The 15,100-nt window shown below is 72.3% G+C and carries 16 protein-coding genes; 9 read left to right on the top strand and 7 right to left on the bottom strand.

Annotated features, from left to right (window positions below; translation table 11 throughout):
• Positions 1-25: 25 nt before the first annotated feature.
• From QIY60_RS04020 to QIY60_RS04010, 3 genes are all read left to right on the top strand, one after another.
• Positions 26-880: an AraC family transcriptional regulator gene (locus tag QIY60_RS04020; RefSeq protein ID WP_283141173.1), complete on the top strand. Its 855-nt coding sequence runs from the start codon at positions 26-28 to the stop codon at positions 878-880.
• A gap of 106 nt (positions 881-986) precedes the next feature.
• Positions 987-1,745 (top strand): AzlC family ABC transporter permease, encoded by a 759-nt coding sequence (locus tag QIY60_RS04015; protein ID WP_283145810.1) that lies wholly within the window; start codon positions 987-989, stop codon positions 1,743-1,745.
• Positions 1,742-2,050: an AzlD domain-containing protein gene (locus tag QIY60_RS04010; RefSeq protein ID WP_283141172.1), complete on the top strand. Its 309-nt coding sequence runs from the start codon at positions 1,742-1,744 to the stop codon at positions 2,048-2,050. The genes QIY60_RS04015 and QIY60_RS04010 overlap by 4 nt, the downstream gene beginning before the upstream one ends.
• A gap of 160 nt (positions 2,051-2,210) precedes the next feature.
• On the opposite strand, the gene QIY60_RS04005 is transcribed toward QIY60_RS04010, so the two are convergent.
• Positions 2,211-3,152 carry a hypothetical protein gene (locus tag QIY60_RS04005; protein ID WP_283141171.1) on the bottom strand — a complete coding sequence of 314 codons (942 nt, stop codon included), beginning with the start codon at positions 3,150-3,152 and terminating at the stop codon, positions 2,211-2,213.
• 79 nt (positions 3,153-3,231) lie between these two features.
• Between QIY60_RS04005 and QIY60_RS04000 the strand changes: the two genes are divergently transcribed.
• The 6 genes from QIY60_RS04000 (at position 3,232) to QIY60_RS03975 (ending at position 10,429) form a co-directional block, all read left to right on the top strand.
• Positions 3,232-3,426: a DUF3046 domain-containing protein gene (locus QIY60_RS04000; protein ID WP_283141170.1), complete on the top strand. Its 195-nt coding sequence runs from the start codon at positions 3,232-3,234 to the stop codon at positions 3,424-3,426.
• 304 nt (positions 3,427-3,730) lie between these two features.
• Positions 3,731-4,909, top strand: coding sequence for an AI-2E family transporter (locus QIY60_RS03995; protein WP_283145809.1), 1,179 nt, complete (start codon positions 3,731-3,733; stop codon positions 4,907-4,909).
• A 229-nt stretch (positions 4,910-5,138) separates the two neighbouring features.
• Positions 5,139-6,260 carry a recombinase RecA gene (gene recA / locus QIY60_RS03990; protein ID WP_283141169.1) on the top strand — a complete coding sequence of 374 codons (1,122 nt, stop codon included), beginning with the start codon at positions 5,139-5,141 and terminating at the stop codon, positions 6,258-6,260.
• Positions 6,261-6,263: 3 nt separating this feature from the next.
• Positions 6,264-6,920: a recombination regulator RecX gene (recX, locus tag QIY60_RS03985; protein ID WP_283141168.1), complete on the top strand. Its 657-nt coding sequence runs from the start codon at positions 6,264-6,266 to the stop codon at positions 6,918-6,920.
• 309 nt (positions 6,921-7,229) lie between these two features.
• On the top strand, positions 7,230-7,841 hold the full coding sequence (locus QIY60_RS03980; RefSeq protein ID WP_283141167.1) for a helix-turn-helix domain-containing protein: 612 nt from the start codon (positions 7,230-7,232) through the stop codon (positions 7,839-7,841).
• Positions 7,838-10,429 carry an FtsX-like permease family protein gene (locus QIY60_RS03975; protein ID WP_283141166.1) on the top strand — a complete coding sequence of 864 codons (2,592 nt, stop codon included), beginning with the start codon at positions 7,838-7,840 and terminating at the stop codon, positions 10,427-10,429. The genes QIY60_RS03980 and QIY60_RS03975 overlap by 4 nt, the downstream gene beginning before the upstream one ends.
• Positions 10,430-10,605: 176 nt before the next feature.
• Here QIY60_RS03975 and QIY60_RS03970 read toward each other — a convergent pair whose 3' ends face one another.
• From QIY60_RS03970 to QIY60_RS03950, 6 genes are all read right to left on the bottom strand, one after another.
• Complete coding sequence (locus QIY60_RS03970; RefSeq protein WP_283145808.1) at positions 10,606-11,013, bottom strand: rhodanese-like domain-containing protein; 408 nt, start codon at positions 11,011-11,013, stop codon at positions 10,606-10,608.
• A complete protein-coding gene (locus QIY60_RS03965) occupies positions 11,004-11,555 on the bottom strand; it encodes a cysteine dioxygenase (RefSeq protein ID WP_283145807.1) in 552 nt (183 codons plus the stop codon). The genes QIY60_RS03970 and QIY60_RS03965 overlap by 10 nt, the downstream gene beginning before the upstream one ends.
• A 91-nt stretch (positions 11,556-11,646) precedes the next feature.
• Positions 11,647-11,718, bottom strand: a complete 72-nt coding sequence (locus QIY60_RS32725; protein ID WP_309544753.1) for a putative leader peptide — start codon at positions 11,716-11,718, stop codon at positions 11,647-11,649.
• Positions 11,719-11,765: 47 nt separating this feature from the next.
• Positions 11,766-13,370 carry an FAD-dependent monooxygenase gene (locus tag QIY60_RS03960; protein WP_283141165.1) on the bottom strand — a complete coding sequence of 535 codons (1,605 nt, stop codon included), beginning with the start codon at positions 13,368-13,370 and terminating at the stop codon, positions 11,766-11,768.
• 143 nt (positions 13,371-13,513) lie between these two features.
• Positions 13,514-14,428, bottom strand: coding sequence for an amino acid ABC transporter permease (locus tag QIY60_RS03955; protein ID WP_283141164.1), 915 nt, complete (start codon positions 14,426-14,428; stop codon positions 13,514-13,516).
• Positions 14,425-15,072 (bottom strand): amino acid ABC transporter permease, encoded by a 648-nt coding sequence (locus tag QIY60_RS03950; protein ID WP_101390499.1) that lies wholly within the window; start codon positions 15,070-15,072, stop codon positions 14,425-14,427. Before QIY60_RS03950 ends, QIY60_RS03955 begins: the two co-directional genes overlap by 4 nt.
• Positions 15,073-15,100 lie beyond the last annotated feature (28 nt).

The following is a 15,100-nucleotide window of genomic DNA, read 5'->3' as shown; positions in this document are numbered from 1 at the left end:
GGCCCGGAGCTGCGAGAATGCGGATATGAACGCGGCCGAGGAGTGGGCACGGCACTGGCGGTACCCGGGGCTGCCGGGCCTCGAACTGCTCCACGCCCGCTACGTCAGCCACTCCTTCTCCCGGCACAGCCACGAGGGCTTCGTCTTCGGCGCGGTGCGCGGCGGTATCGAGGACGTGGTCCTGCCCGGCGAGACCGTACGGGCGCGGCCCGGCACCGTCGTCATGATCAACCCCGAGGTGCCGCACGCCGCCCACGCCGGAGTCCCCGAGGGCTGGACGTACGCCACGCTCTACCCCTCCTCGCGGCTGATCGCCGACATCGCCGCCGAGGTCACCACCCTGCGCGGCACCGCGGGCTTCGCCGAGACCATCGTCGAGGACCCGGACACCTCCCTGCTCATCCAGGAGGTGCACCGGGCGGCCGAGCAGGGCAACGCGCTCGCCGCCGACACCGTGTTCCGTGTCGCCGTCGCCCGGCTGCTGCGCCGCCACGGACAGTCCCTGCCCGCGCGCACCACGGGCTCGGCGGGCGCCCGCACCGCGGCCGCCGCACGCGCCCTCCTGGAGGAGCGGCTGGCCGACCCGCCGTCCCTGGAACAGCTGGCCCACGACCTCGGGACCAGCCCGTTCGCGCTGCTGCGGGCCTTCAAGGGCGCGTACGGGCTGCCCCCGCACACCTGGCTCACCGGCGAGCGCGTCCGCCGGGCCCGGCTGCTCCTGGAGGCCGGTACCGCGCCCGCGGAGGCCGCCGTGGCCGTCGGCTTCACCGACCAGCCGCACCTCAACCGCCACTTCACCCGCATCGTGGGCGTGACGCCGGGCGTCTACCGCAGGGAGCGCGCAAGAACGTACAAGAACGCGGGAGCCCCACCCACGTAGCGTCCCGGACGTGGCAGCAGAACAGTCAGCACTCCCAGAAATACGCCCCGGCGACGGAGCCGAACCGGGCCCGGCGGCGACCGGCACCGGCTCGCACTCCGCCCTCGTGGACGAGACCAAACCGGACTCCGCCGTCGTCAGGGACGCCCTCGGCGTCGGCGTGGCCGTCGGGCTCTCCGGCTTCGCCTTCGGAGTGACCTCGGCGGGATCGGGGCTCACCCTCCTCCAGACCTGCGCGCTCAGCCTCCTCGTCTTCACCGGGGCCTCGCAGTTCGCCCTGGTGGGCGCGCTCGCCGCGGGCGGCAACCCGTTCACGGCGGCGGCCGGAGCCTTCTTCCTGGGCGTACGCAACGCGTTCTACGGGCTACGCCTGTCGCAGCTGCTCGCGCTCCCGCGCGCGGTGCGGCCGTTCGCCGCCCAGTGGGTGATCGACGAGACGACCGCCGTGACCCTCGCCCAGCCCACCCGGCGGGCCGCGCGGATCGGCTTCACCGTCACCGGACTCACGCTCTACGTGCTGTGGAACCTGACGACCCTGGCCGGAGCCGTCGGCGCGGAGGCGATCGGCGACACGGACGCGTGGGGGCTGGACGCGGCGAGCCCCGCCGTCTTCCTGGCGCTGCTCGCACCGATGCTCACCACCGCCACGGAACGGATCACGGCCGGGGTCGCGGTCCTGCTGGCCCTGGGCTTCCTGCCGGTGCTGCCCGCCGGGGCACCGGTCCTGATGGCCGCGCTCGCCGCACCCCTCGTGCTGTTCCTGAAGGGACGTACGGACGCCGCGAAGGGGCGCGAGAGCACCACGAAGGGCCGGACGAAGTCCGTACCGGCCGACGGGAACTCCGGGAAGGGAGCGGGGCGTTGAACGTCTGGATCGCCATCGCCGCCACTGCTGTCGGCTGCTACCTGGTCAAGCTCCTCGGCCTCCTGGTCCCCGCCGGAGCCCTGGAGCGGCCACTGGTGCGACGGCTCGCCGCGCTGCTGCCGGTGGCGCTGCTGGCCGCACTCACCGCCCAGCAGACCTTCAGCAGCGGGCAGCACCTGGTGCTCGACGCCCGAGGCGCGGGCCTCGCGGCGGCAGCCGTCGCCCTGATGCTGCGCGCCCCCTTCCTGGTGATCGTCACCGCCGCCGTACTGGTGACGGCGGGGGTACGGGCCATGGGCGGCTGAGAGCTGCCCGGCAGCCCGTACGGAGGGCATCCGCCCGCGGCCGTACGAGAAAGGCGGTCCGCCCTCCTTGGAGGGAAGGCGGACCGCCCGCTGTATGGGACAGCGGACCACCCGTCGTCGTACGGGACAGACGGGCGCTCCGCTGGCGGGAAGCCCGGCGTCAGTCGATCGCGCGGCCGTACGCCCGCAGGGTCCGCAGCGCCTCGATCGTCACGATCGGCCGCCACTCCAGAGCGGTGCCCGGCGCCCACTCGCGCCAGTGGATGGGCCAGCCGCCGTCCTCGCGCTGCTCGGCCGCGAGGTGGTCGAGCGAGCGCGCCATCTCCTCGTCCGTGAACCAGCGGCGGGCCAGCGATTCCGGCACGCGCGCGTAGTCGTGCGGAAAGTGGTGCTCGGCCGGGGCGTACCCGGGGGCGACCGGAAAGTCCTCGATCCGGTCCGGATCGAGCACCGCGAGCCGCTGCTCGCGCACCAGCCGCCCGAGCCGGTCCGCCGCCGCCTCGGCCCGCGCGCGGTCCGGCACCCCGTCCAGGAAGGCGACCGCCGCCTCGATCTCGTACGGGTGCGACTTCTCCAGCGCGTCGACCGCCGCCCAGCAGAAGTCGGTCGCCCGGAAGAGCCAGGCGTGCCACACCTGGTTGCGGTGGAGCAGCCCGACCACCGGACCCGTGGCCAGCAGTTCGCTGGGCGGGTCGTCGACGATCTGCACGAACGGCGCCACGGGATAGCCGCGCGCCGACGGGTGCAGCGCGGGCAGGGCGCCGTCCTGCGTCGAGACCGCCGTCAGATAGCCGCAGATCCGCTCCGTCCGCCGGCCGCCCACACGGCCGACGGAGTCCAGGACGCGCAGCGCGTGCGCGGTGTGCAGGGGCTGGCTGACGGGGCCGCGCAGATCGGGCTCCAGCGCGTGCCCGTAGCCCCCGTCGTCGTTCTGGTAGGCGGCGAGTGCGGTCTCCACTGGGTCGGCGCCGCCGCCGAGGAAGTGGTGCGCGAACCGCCGCTGCTCCAGCACACGGGCCGTCAGCCAGACGAAGTGCTCGGCTCGGGCGAGCGGCGTGCGGGACGTGCGGACAGTCTCGGGTGATGTTCCGGATCCGGCCATGGTCCGACCGTAGGGCGCCGAGCGCCGCAGACAAGCCCGACGGCCCGGGCTGCACTCTCAGGGGCGGGATACTGGAGTCATGCGGTTGACGATTTTCTGGGAGCGGATGGCCGACCACTTCGGCGCCGGGTACGCGGACTCCTTCGCGCGCGACCATGTGATGGCCGAGCTGGGCGGGCGTACCGTCCACGAGGCGCTCGACGCGGGCTGGGAGACCAAGGACGTCTGGCGCGCCGTGTGCACCGCCATGGACGTGCCCGCTCACAACCGGTGACGATCCGGGGCTGAGGGCCCGCGCTGTCCGAGGCATGGGCGAGACTTGCTGCGTGGCACCGACTGACGAGAGCGACACCCAGACAGACCGCCGGGCCGACCGCCCGGCCGGGAACGACCGCAGACCCGAGGACGAAGTCCGCTCCGAGGGCGAGCCGCGTTCCGAGGGCGACGGGCGCCTGCCCGAGGACGGCCGCCTGTCCGCGACGGACGGCCGACACGCGCGCGTGGTCCCGCAAACGGCCGTGGGCGACGCCCCGGCCGCGCCCGGGGCGGCTGCGGGCGCCGGGGCCGCCGGGCCACCCGTGCCCGGGACCGGCGGCGCCGTGCGCATGCCCCGGTGGCTGCCGCGCGCCATGGTGCTCGCGCTCGCCCTCTACGCCTGCTTCCAGCTCGGCAGCTGGGCCTTCCACCAGCTCATCGGGCTGCTGATCAACATTCTGATCTCGTTCTTCCTCGCCCTCGCGGTGGAGCCCGCCGTCAGCCGGATGTCCGCGCGCGGCATGCGCCGGGGCCTGGCCACCTTCATCGTCTTCTTCGCGGTGATCATCGCCTCGGCCGGGTTCATCGTGCTGCTCGGCTCGATGCTGGCGGGCCAGATCGTCGACATGGTCGAGCACTTCCCCAAGTACCTCGACTCGGTGATCAGCTGGATCAACCAGTCGTTCCACACCGACCTCTCACGCGTCGAGGTCCAGGACAGCGTGCTCCACTCGGACTGGCTCCAGAAGTACGTACAGAACAGTGCGAGCGGTGTGCTCGACGTCTCGGCCACCGTCCTGGGTGGCCTCTTCCGGCTGCTGACGATCTTCCTCTTCTCGTTCTACTTCGCGGCCGACGGGCCCCGGCTGCGGCGCACGGTCTGCTCGATGCTGCCGCCCGCCCGCCAGGCCGAGGTGCTGCGCGCCTGGGAGATCGCGGTCGACAAGACCGGCGGCTACCTCTACTCGCGCGGCCTGATGGCGCTCATCTCCGGCATCGCGCACTACATCCTGCTGCAGATCCTGGGCGTGCCCTACGCCCCGGTGCTGGCGGTCTGGGTGGGCCTGGTCTCCCAGTTCATCCCCACCATCGGTACGTATCTGGCGGGCGCGCTGCCGATGCTGATCGCCTTCACCGTCGACCCCTGGTACGCGGTGTGGGTTCTCGGGTTCGTGGTGATCTACCAGCAGTTCGAGAACTACATGCTGCAGCCCAAGCTCACCGCCAAGACGGTCGACATCCACCCGGCGGTCGCCTTCGGCTCCGTCATCGCGGGCACCGCGCTGATGGGCGCGGTCGGCGCGCTGATCGCGATCCCCGCTGTGGCGACGCTCCAGGCGTTCCTGGGCGCCTATGTGAAGCGCTACGACGTGACGGACGACCCGCGCGTGCACGGCAGGCGCGAGCGGGTCGGAGACTCCGCCCTGGTGCGCATACGGCGTGCGCTGAGCCGGGACCGGGCGGCGGAGCCGGTCGCTCCGACGGGCGGCGACGGCGCCTGAGGCGACGGCCGGAGCCGCCCGGCCGCACCCTCGCCGGTGCCGCGTGGTGCGCTTGACACCAAAATCGAACATCCATTCAGATGGGAGCGGGGCCCTTTGTTCACTTGGGTTCCGCCGGGTTTCCGGTGGGGTTATCCACAGGCGGGAGGGACTCCGGGGCCCATTGTCAGTGGCAGGGGTTAGCGTCTTTGACGTGAAGCGATCGACTCAAGCAAACCGGGTGGAACCCATGGCAGGAACCGACCGCGAGAAGGCGCTGGACGCCGCGCTCGCACAGATTGAACGGCAATTCGGCAAGGGCGCGGTGATGCGCCTGGGCGAGCGGCCGAACGAGCCCATCGAGGTCATCCCCACCGGGTCGACCGCGCTCGACGTGGCGCTCGGCGTAGGCGGTCTGCCGCGCGGCCGCGTGGTGGAGGTCTACGGACCGGAGTCCTCCGGCAAGACGACCCTGACCCTGCACGCGGTGGCGAACGCGCAGAAGGCCGGCGGCCAGGTGGCCTTCGTGGACGCCGAGCACGCCCTGGACCCCGAGTACGCGAAGAAGCTCGGCGTCGACATCGACAACCTGATCCTGTCCCAGCCGGACAACGGCGAGCAGGCTCTGGAGATCGTCGACATGCTGGTCCGCTCGGGCGCCCTCGACCTGATCGTCATCGACTCCGTCGCGGCCCTGGTGCCGCGCGCGGAGATCGAGGGCGAGATGGGCGACTCGCACGTGGGCCTCCAGGCCCGGCTGATGAGCCAGGCGCTCCGGAAGATCACCAGTGCGCTCAACCAGTCCAAGACCACCGCGATCTTCATCAACCAGCTCCGCGAGAAGATCGGCGTGATGTTCGGCTCGCCGGAGACCACGACCGGTGGCCGCGCCCTGAAGTTCTACGCCTCGGTGCGCCTCGACATCCGCCGCATCGAGACCCTGAAGGACGGCACCGACGCGGTCGGCAACCGCACCCGCGTCAAGGTCGTCAAGAACAAGGTCGCGCCGCCCTTCAAGCAGGCCGAGTTCGACATCCTCTACGGCCAGGGCATCAGCCGCGAAGGCGGCCTGATCGACATGGGCGTCGAGCACGGCTTCGTCCGCAAGGCCGGCGCCTGGTACACGTACGAGGGCGACCAGCTCGGCCAGGGCAAGGAGAACGCCCGCAACTTCCTGAAGGACAACCCCGACCTCGCCAACGAGATCGAGAAGAAGATCAAGGAGAAGCTGGGCGTCGGCGTCCGGCCCGAGGACCCCAAGGCCGAGCCCGGCCCGGACGCGGCCGGTGCGACCTCGGAGGCGGAGGCGGCATCCGTGCCCGCCCCGGCCACCAAGGCCAAGACGGCCAAGGCCGCCGCTGCCAAGAGCTAGACCATGACACGCAGGACCGAATGGGCCGAGCCGGACGGGACGGGCCCCGACCGGGCCCGGTCCGGGCGGCCGGGCCCGAAGCGGGCCGGCTCCCGACGGGCCGGCCCGGAGGGACTCGGTGACGGCGCCGACTCGTCGAGGGCCGAGAAGGAACCGGCACCGCAGGACCCGGCTGAGCGGGCGCGGGCGATCTGCCTGCGCCTGCTCACCGGGACCCCCCGGACCCGCAAGCAACTGGCCGACGCCCTCAAGAAGCGCGAGATCCCCGACGAGGCCGCCGAGGAAGTCCTCTCGCGCTTCGAAGAGGTCGGGCTGATCAACGACGCGGCGTTCGCGGGGGCCTGGGTCGAATCCCGCCACCACGGACGCGGCCTGGCCCGCCGGGCACTCGCCCGCGAGCTCCGCACCAAAGGCGTGGACTCGGCGGTCGTCGACGAGGCCGTCGGGCAGCTCGACTCCGACCAGGAGGAGGAGACCGCGCGGGAGCTGGTGGCCCGCAAGCTCCGCTCCACCCGAGGCCTGGACCGCGACCGCCGCATCCGCCGCCTCGCCGGCATGCTGGCCCGCAAGGGCTACCCGGAAGGCATGGCCCTCAGAGTCGTCCGCCAGGCCCTGGAAGCGGAGGGCGAAACCGCGGACGACTTGTACGAGACGTACTGAGCGGGACGTGAGACGTGGGGCTGGGCCAGCCCTGGGATCTGCCCACCTGCCCAGCAGTCCACCAACCCGAGGCCCGAATCTCCGCCCAAGAGCCCGGGCAACTCGCCGCCCCATAGCCACACACGCCCCCGGTCACCCGGCCGGGGGCGTTGTCGTGTGCGGGTCCCGCCCCTCTCCGTCCAGCTGCCACCACCCCCTTGTGACCTGCTGAAACGGTGCTTCCCTCGCACCGGGCGGGGGATATCCCCACCCCGAGGACGCCGGGGCGCTCCAGTGCACAGGTATCTGTGCACAGGCGAATGTGTACGCATGGCACAGGAACCCGGCGGTACCGAGATCGCGGATCTCGCCGCGCTCAAGGCGCTGGCGCAGCCGCGGCGACAGCAGATCCTTCAGTACCTCGCACTCCACGGCCCGGCCACGTCCGCGATCCTGGCGCGCGGCCTCGGCCTGAACACCGGCGCCACCAGCTACCACCTGCGCGAGCTCGCCCGGTACGGCTTCGTCGAGGAGACCGAGGGCAACAGCCCGCGCCGGCAACGCTGGTGGCGGGCCGTCCCCGGCGACCGGCGCTTCCCACCCCGCAGCCGTCAGACCCCGGAGATGCGGCTCGCCATGGACGAGCTGAACCACCACGCCTACGCGGCCGACGTCGAGCTCTTCGAACGGCTCCAGCGCGAGAGCACCACCGACGACTTTGCCTACTCACGCAGTGAGATCCGGCTCACGGACGCCGAACTCCGGGAGTTCTTCGAGGAGTACATCGCCCTCCTCAACCGCTACAAGCGCGCGGAGGGGGAGACGCCGACCGGGGCACGTGTCGTGCACACCCGGCTGATGGCCTTCCCCGCCCCCGCCCCCGCCCCCCTCCCCACCCCCGCCTCCACCCCCGAAACTCACGCACCCGAGGGATCCTCATGATGTTGCGCTACGCCTTGCAGACCATCCGGGACCGCAAGGGCGGGTTCCTGGGTGCGTTCACCGCCCTTATGTGCGCGGCCGCGCTGATCACCGCCTGCGGGACGCTCCTGGAGACCGGGCTGCGCGGAAAGATAGCCACCGAGCGCTATGCCGCCGCACCCCTGATCGTCTCCGCCGACCAGAACGTCCACCAGACCACGGTCAAGGAGAAGAAGGGCAAGACCAAGGTCAAGCACAAGGCCAAACCCGTCGCCGAGAGAGCCTGGCTGCCCGACCGGCTGCTCCCGACCGTACGTGCCGTGCCCGGCGTCAAGTCCGCCGTCCCTGAACTCGCCTTTCTCGCCCAGCCATTGGTGAAGGGCGGGGCGGCCCAGGCGACGTACGGGCACAGCTGGGAGTCCGCTCCGCTCACTCCTTTCTCGCTTGTCCAGGGACGTGCCCCGAGAGCGGCCACTGACGTCGTCATCGACCAGGGGCTCGCCACGCGCGCCCACCTCGCCCCCGGCGACCGGCTGACGGTGCAGTCGACCCAGTCCCCGCAGACGTACACCGTCACCGGGGTAGCCGCTCCCTCCTCCGGTCAGCTCAAGCGCCAGACCTCCCTCTTCTTCTCCGCCGCCGAAGCCGCGCGCCTCGCCGCCCGGCCCGGGCAGCTCTCCGCCATCGGCGTCGTCCCCGAACCCGGGGTGGACGTCGGGAAGTTGAAGGCGGACATCGGCGAGGCGCTCGCCGTCGCGGCGGGTGGCGGTCGGGGCGCGGCCGACGGGGATGTTCCTCGTAGCCCCGCCCGGATCTCCACCGGCGATGCCCGAGGCGCCGTGGAGTTCCTGGACGCGGCCGGGGCCCGTACCAAGCTGGTCTCCATGGGTGGTGCCATCGGCGGCACTTCGCTGCTCGTCGCGGTCCTGGTCGTCGTCGGTACCTTCGCCCTTTCCATCCAGCAGCGCCACCGTGAACTCGCCCTGCTGCGCGCCATCGCCGCCACTCCCCGGCAGGTGCGCAAGCTGATCGGCCGCGAGGCTCTGCTCGTGGGCGCGGTCGCCGGGGTGCTCGGCTCCCTCGCCGGGCTGCCACTGGGGGCCTGGCTGCACGGCCGGTTCGTCGCGATGGGCGCCATCCCGGTCACCCTAGAGCGAGCCGTCAGCGTCTTCCCGATGTTTGCCGCCGTCGCCGCGACCCTGCTCGGCGCGTGGGGTGCCGCCCGTATCTCGGCGCGCCGCATCTCCCGGATCCGTCCCGCCGAGGCCATGGCCGAGTCCGCCGTGGAGCGCGCTCGCCCCGCCTGGGGGCGGGTCATCGCCGGTCTGCTCCTGCTCGCGGGTGGCATCGTCCTCGTCGTCGTATTGAGCGGGCTGCGCACCGAACCCGCTTCAAATCCCGTTACTTTCCTCGCGGTTGTTGTCCTGGCCTCCTCCATCTCCCTGCTCGGTCCGCTGCTGGTCAAGGGCGCGGCCGCGCTGCTCGCCGGGCCGTTGCGGCTCGCCGGTTCCGGTGGCCGCCTCGCCACCGCCAATCTGCGCGGGAACGCCGCTCGGATGGCCGCCGCCGTCACTCCGCTCGCCCTGCTCATCGGTATGACCTGCACGGTCCTGTTCGTCCAGCCGACACTCGGTGACGCCGCCCGCGCCCAGGCCCGCGACGGCCTCCGCGCAGACTGGGTGCTCGTCGCGCAGGGCCCGGGTGTCCCGGCCCGCGCCGCCGAGAAGATCCGTACGATCCACGGTGTCGCCGCCACCACCGAGATCGTCCGGACCACCGTCCGGGTCGGCCTCGACAAGTACGCCGCCCAGGGCGTCACTCCGGTCGGTCTCGTGCGCACCTGGGACCCGGATGTGACGCGCGGCAGCCTCGAACCGCTCACTCGGGACAAGAACGCCGTCGCCGTCAGCCAACTCGCCGCCGACCAGCTGGGGCTGCACCCCGGCAGCCCGCTCAAGCTCACTCTCGGCGACGGCACGCCCGCCACCCTGACCGTCGCCGCCGTATACGCCCGCGGGCTCGGCTTCGGTGACGTCACCCTCCCGCACGACCTGCTCGCCCACCACATGGACAACCCCCTCGCATCCACCGTCCTGGTCTCCGCCGCCAGCACGGTTACGCAGAGTGAACTCGCCGCTGCGGTGAAGGAGTTCCCCGGCCTGTCCGTTGTCACCCGTTCGAGTGTCGACCGGCTCCAGGCCGACCGACAGCGGGCGGGCGCCGAGGTCAACTACCTGGCCATGGGGCTGGTGCTCGCCTTCACCGCCATCGCCGTCGTCAACACGCTCGCCATGTCGGTGTCCGAGCGGTTCCGGGAGTTCGCGATGCTCCGGCTCGCGGGTGCCACGCGCCGCCAGGTGCTGCGGATGCTCCGACTCGAAGCCGTCGCGGTGCTGTTGATCGCCGCGGTGCTCGGCTCGGGGATCTCGCTCGCAGTGCTCACCGCCTTCAGCGTGGGCATGACGGGCAGCGCAGCCCCGGCCGTCCTTCCACTGGTGTACGTGACCGTCGTCGGGGTCGCTGGGCTGCTGGCCCTCGTCGCGACGGCCCTGCCCGGGCGGATGGCGCTCGTCGTACGCCCGGTGGAGGTGGCCACGAGCAAACAGTAGCCCTCCTCGGCCGCCGCCCCCGGCGCTCGGCCACCTCCTCCACCGGTCCAGGCCAGGGCTGCCGGTCAGCGGGTGAACGCCCGCTGACCGGCAGCCCTCGCGCCTGTCATCCGGCCAGGCTTGTCAGGTCTCAGATCTGCCATCGGCCAAGCCTGCCAAGCCCGTCCGCATCCGCGTCACCCGGCGGGGCTCGTCACCGGCAGCCCGTCCGCGCGCCACGCCTGGAATCCGCCGACCAGGTCCGTCGCCCGGTGCAGCCCCAACTGGCGCAGGGACGCGGCCGCGAGGGACGACGCGTAGCCCTCGTTGCAGATCACCACGACCCGCAGGTCGTGGCTGGTGGCCTCCGGGGCGCGGTGGCTGCCCTGCGGGTCGAGCCGCCACTCCAGCTCGTTGCGCTCGACGACGAGCGCTCCGGGGATCAGGCCGTCGCGCTCCCGCAGCGCCGCGTACCGGATGTCGACCAGGAGCGCATCGCCCGCCCGCGCGGCGTCGTGCGCCTCCCGCGCCTCGACCCGGTCCAGGTCCTCGCGGACCCGGTCCAGCAACTCGTCGATTCCCACCGGGCGTTCGCTCACTGCCAGTCCTCCGGGCGCTCGACGTGCTCCAGCCGCAGCACCGCGCCCGTACGGCTGTAGCGCCGGATCAGGGGCAGCGGCGGGTAGTACGCGTGGACCGAGATCGTGTGCTCGGTCGTCGACTCGTTGCGCACCTCGTGGACGTGGTGCGGCCCGAAAGCCCGCCCCTTTCCGGCCTCCACGTTTCGTGAACGGTCGAGGTCCTCGGCGAGTTCCAGCGTCTTCCACCCCTCGGTCGGCAGCCTGGCCGCCAGGGAGTCCTCCTTGAGCGTCCCGGCCGCCGTCGCGAACGCGCCGTGGGAGCCGCCGTGGTCGTGCCAACCGGTGCCGGTGCCCGGTGGCCAGCCGATCAGCCAGGCCTCGCTGCCGCCGGGGCCGTCCAGCCGGATCCAGGTCCTGCCCTGCGGGTCGAGCGGCAGGGAGGCGACGAGCGAGGCGTCGGCGGCGGTGCGGCGGGCGAAGTCGAGCAGGTCCGCCTGGCTCGGCGCGGAGGGGGCGGCGGGTCCGGAGAGGGAGGCGCGGGTGGAATCGGGCGTAGAGGGGTGCACGGAAGGTGACACGTGGGACCGTCCTGGGGAAGTTCGCGTGTGCGCGCGTACGCCGGACAGCGGCCCGGCGGCGCGAGGAGGGAGGGGCGAATCAGCAGGACGGGCGACACACGCAGCCCGCGTAGCGGACGAGGTCCATATGGACCCTCCGCCACAGGCGCACATCGGTGTCGGTCACGTTCCGGAGTACACCATGTGAGCCCGTGTCGGTCAATTGATGTCCGCGGTGCGGTCCTCCACGCGCGCGTGGACGACGGCCCCGCCGCGCGCCGCGTCGGCGGCCGTGTACAGCTCGCCCGGCCACACCCCGGCGAACGCGGTGACCAGGTGTCCGTCGGGGCGCACGAGCAGCACGGTGTGGGCCGCCGCTCCCGGGTACTCCTCGGCCACCAGCAGCTCGGCGTCGGCGGGCAGGGAGCTCACCGCGGCCGCCAGGCGCGGCATCACCCCGGCGGTCAGCCAGTGCCGCCGGTCCCAGACGCCGGTGCCGGGTGCGATGAGGACCACCAGGAGGCGGCCCCGGTTCAGCCTATCTCGCAGCGCCACCGTGGACCCGTCCGGAGCTGTTACGGGGATGTCCTCGACCGGGGCGCCCGCTTCCGTGCCGACCGGCGCGTGCGCCTCGGCGGGTGGGGGCGCGAGGGGGGAGTGCGGGTAGGAGGGCGGCGCGCCGAGCGGGCCGTGCCCCAGGTGGCCGTCGGCGAGCAGCGTGTCGTGGCCGCGCGCCGCGCCCGGGATGTACGAGCGCAGCCCTCCGCCGCCGCGCAGGACCGACATCGCCTGGTCGGCGGCGCGCAGCCGGGCGGCGACACTCGCGCGGCGCTCCGTCTGGTAGCTGTCGAGCAGCACCTCGGAGGCGCCGTGGTGCCAGGCCTGCGCCAGCTTCCAGGCCAGGTTCGAGGCGTCCCGAAGCCCCTCGTCGAGGCCCTGGATGCCCACGGCGCCCAGCAGATGGGCGGCGTCCCCGGCGAGGAAGGCGCGGCGCACCCGCCAGCGGCGGGCGAGGCGGTGGTGGAGCGTGTACACGCCGGTGTCGAGAAGCTCGTACGAGGGAGTCGTGCCGCACCACCCGGCCAGCGTGTCGCGCAGCCGGCCCATCAGCGCGTCCGGGGTGACGAGTTCGGCCCGGGGCGGCAGCAGCCAGTCGACGCGCCAGGTCCCGTCGAGCAGCGGACGGGCCGTCACCTCGTCGCCGCCGGTGCGCCACGGGGGCAGCCGGTGCAGCAACGCCTCGCCGGGCCAGGGGAGTTCGGTGCGCAGGGTGACGACGGCCTGGCGCTCCACCGCCGTACGCCCGGCGAAGCGGACGTCGAGGAGCTTGCGCACGGTGGAGCGCGCGCCGTCGCAGCCCACCAGGTAGCTGCCGCGCCACCAGGTGGCGCCCGGGTCGGTGGTGTGGGCGGCGACGCCGTTGTCGTCCTGCTCCAGGGCGTCCAGACGGCTCCGGGAGGCCAGTTGGACGAGCCGGGAGGCGGCGGCCGCGTCCCGCAGGCCGCGGGTCAGGGCGTGCTGGGGCAGATGGACGGGCGAGGGGCCGCCGTCGAGACCGTCTCCGAAGGAGACCTGGCGTTGCAGGGTGCCGCGCCGCATGGCCCGCCAGCCCGTCCAGCGGGCTCCCTCGTCGCGTACCGCCGCGCAGCCGAGCCGTTCCGCGAAGGCGGCCGTGTCGGGCCGCAGGACGGCCGTACGGACCGGGCGGGGCTCCTCGCCGCCGGATCCCTCGTCCAGGACGACGGAGGGCACCTTCTGGGCGGCGAGGGAGAGGGCGAGCGCGAGTCCGACCGGACCGGCGCCGACGACGATCACCGGGTCCACGGCGTGGCTCCCTGGGCCCGGCGGGACGGCTGGCAGGTGGCGCTGAGGACCCGGTGCACGATCACAGAACGTATGCAACCCACTGCGGGTGCTTGCGTCAAGTGACGGAGGCAGTGACGCGAGCGCCACTGCCTCATAGTCCGTCAGTTTGTCGTACCGCCGGGCCCGTCGGGCGCTTCGGCACCGGCTCCCACGACCGTACCGACCGGGGCGGCGGCGGTCACCGGGGCCGCCGCAGCGGCCATCGTGATGCCGGTCTTCGCGCGCCGGCCGCGCCGCTCGATCCAGGTGGCGAGCCCGGAGAGCGCCAGGCACATCGCCACGTAGATGCTGCCGATGACGACGATCGTCGACACGTACGGGTACTGGCCGTTGACTTGGGTGTTGCTCGCGATCAGACGGGCCGTCTGGAGCAGTTCGGGGTAGAGGATGATGAAGCCGAGCGAGGTGTCCTTGAGGGTCACCACCAGCTGGCTGATGATCGTCGGCAGCATCGCCCGGACCGCCTGCGGCATCAGCACGCTGGTCATGACCTGGGTCTTGCTCATGCCGAGCGCGTACGCCGCCTCGCGCTGGCCCTTGGGCACGGAGTTGACGCCCGCGCGCAGCACCTCGGCCTGGACGCAGCCGTTGTAGATCGACAGGCCGAGCGCCAGCGCCCACATCGAGTAGTCGGTCAGGAAACCGACCCAGACGGCGTAGATGGTGATCAGCAGCGGGATCGACCGGAACAGCTCGATGAAGCCCGTGGCGGCCCAGCGGACCGGCTTGTGGTCGGAGAGCCGGGCGACCGCCAGGAGCACACCGAGGACCAGCGAGCCGACCGCCGCCAGGCCGAAGGCCTTCAGGGTGGCGACGACGCCGTCGGCGATGTTCTGCCGGATGCCCGAGTAGTTGAAGATGTCCCACATCTCGGGTGCGAGATGGCCCTTGTCCGACAGTCGCACGATGCTCACGGCGAGCAGCGCGAGGATGGCGAGCGAGCCGAGGACGGCGTAGATCCGGTTGCGTACGACGGCCTTGGGGCCCGGCGCGTCGTAGAGAACGCTGGCGCTCATCGGGCGACCTCCATGCGGCTCTCCAGCAGGCGGAAGGCGCCGCTGATGGCGAAGGTGACGACCAGGTAGCCCAGTGCGACCCAGACGAAGACGGGGACGATGTCGTAGCCCTGGTCGCTCATCAGCTTCTGCCAGCCGAAGAGTTCGGTGACGCTGAAGGCGCCGGCGATCGCCGAGTTCTTGGTGAGCGCGATGAAGATCGAGCTCAGCGGCGGGATGACGGTCCGGGTGGCCTGCGGCAGCACGATCAGGCGCAGGGTCTGCGTGAACGTCATCCCGATGGAGCGGGCGGCCTCGGCCTGGCCCAGCGGCACGGTGTTGATGCCGGACCTGACCGTCTCGCACACGAAGGAGGCGGTGTAGAAGCCCAGGGCGAGCGAGCCGAGCAGGAAGGGGCTCATCCCCGGGAAGAAGATCTCCGGGACGACGAAGAAGAAGACGAGGAACAGCAGGGTCAGCGGGGTGTTGCGCAGCAGCGTCACCCAGGCGGTGCCGAAGAAGCGCAGCGGCGGCACCGGCGAGACCCGGAATCCGGCCAGCAGCAGCCCGAGGACCAGGGCGATGACCGAACTGACGGCGGTGATCTCCACGGTTCCTATGAAGCCGTCACGGAATTCCGAGAAGTTGTCGAGCAGTACGTTCATGAGGTCTCCGCGTCGGCGGGCGGCTGGG

This window comes from Streptomyces sp. BPTC-684, assembly GCF_030028635.1.
In the GTDB taxonomy this organism is placed as follows: domain Bacteria; phylum Actinomycetota; class Actinomycetes; order Streptomycetales; family Streptomycetaceae; genus Streptomyces; species Streptomyces noboritoensis.
This window is presented reverse-complemented; position numbering and strand designations above follow the sequence as displayed.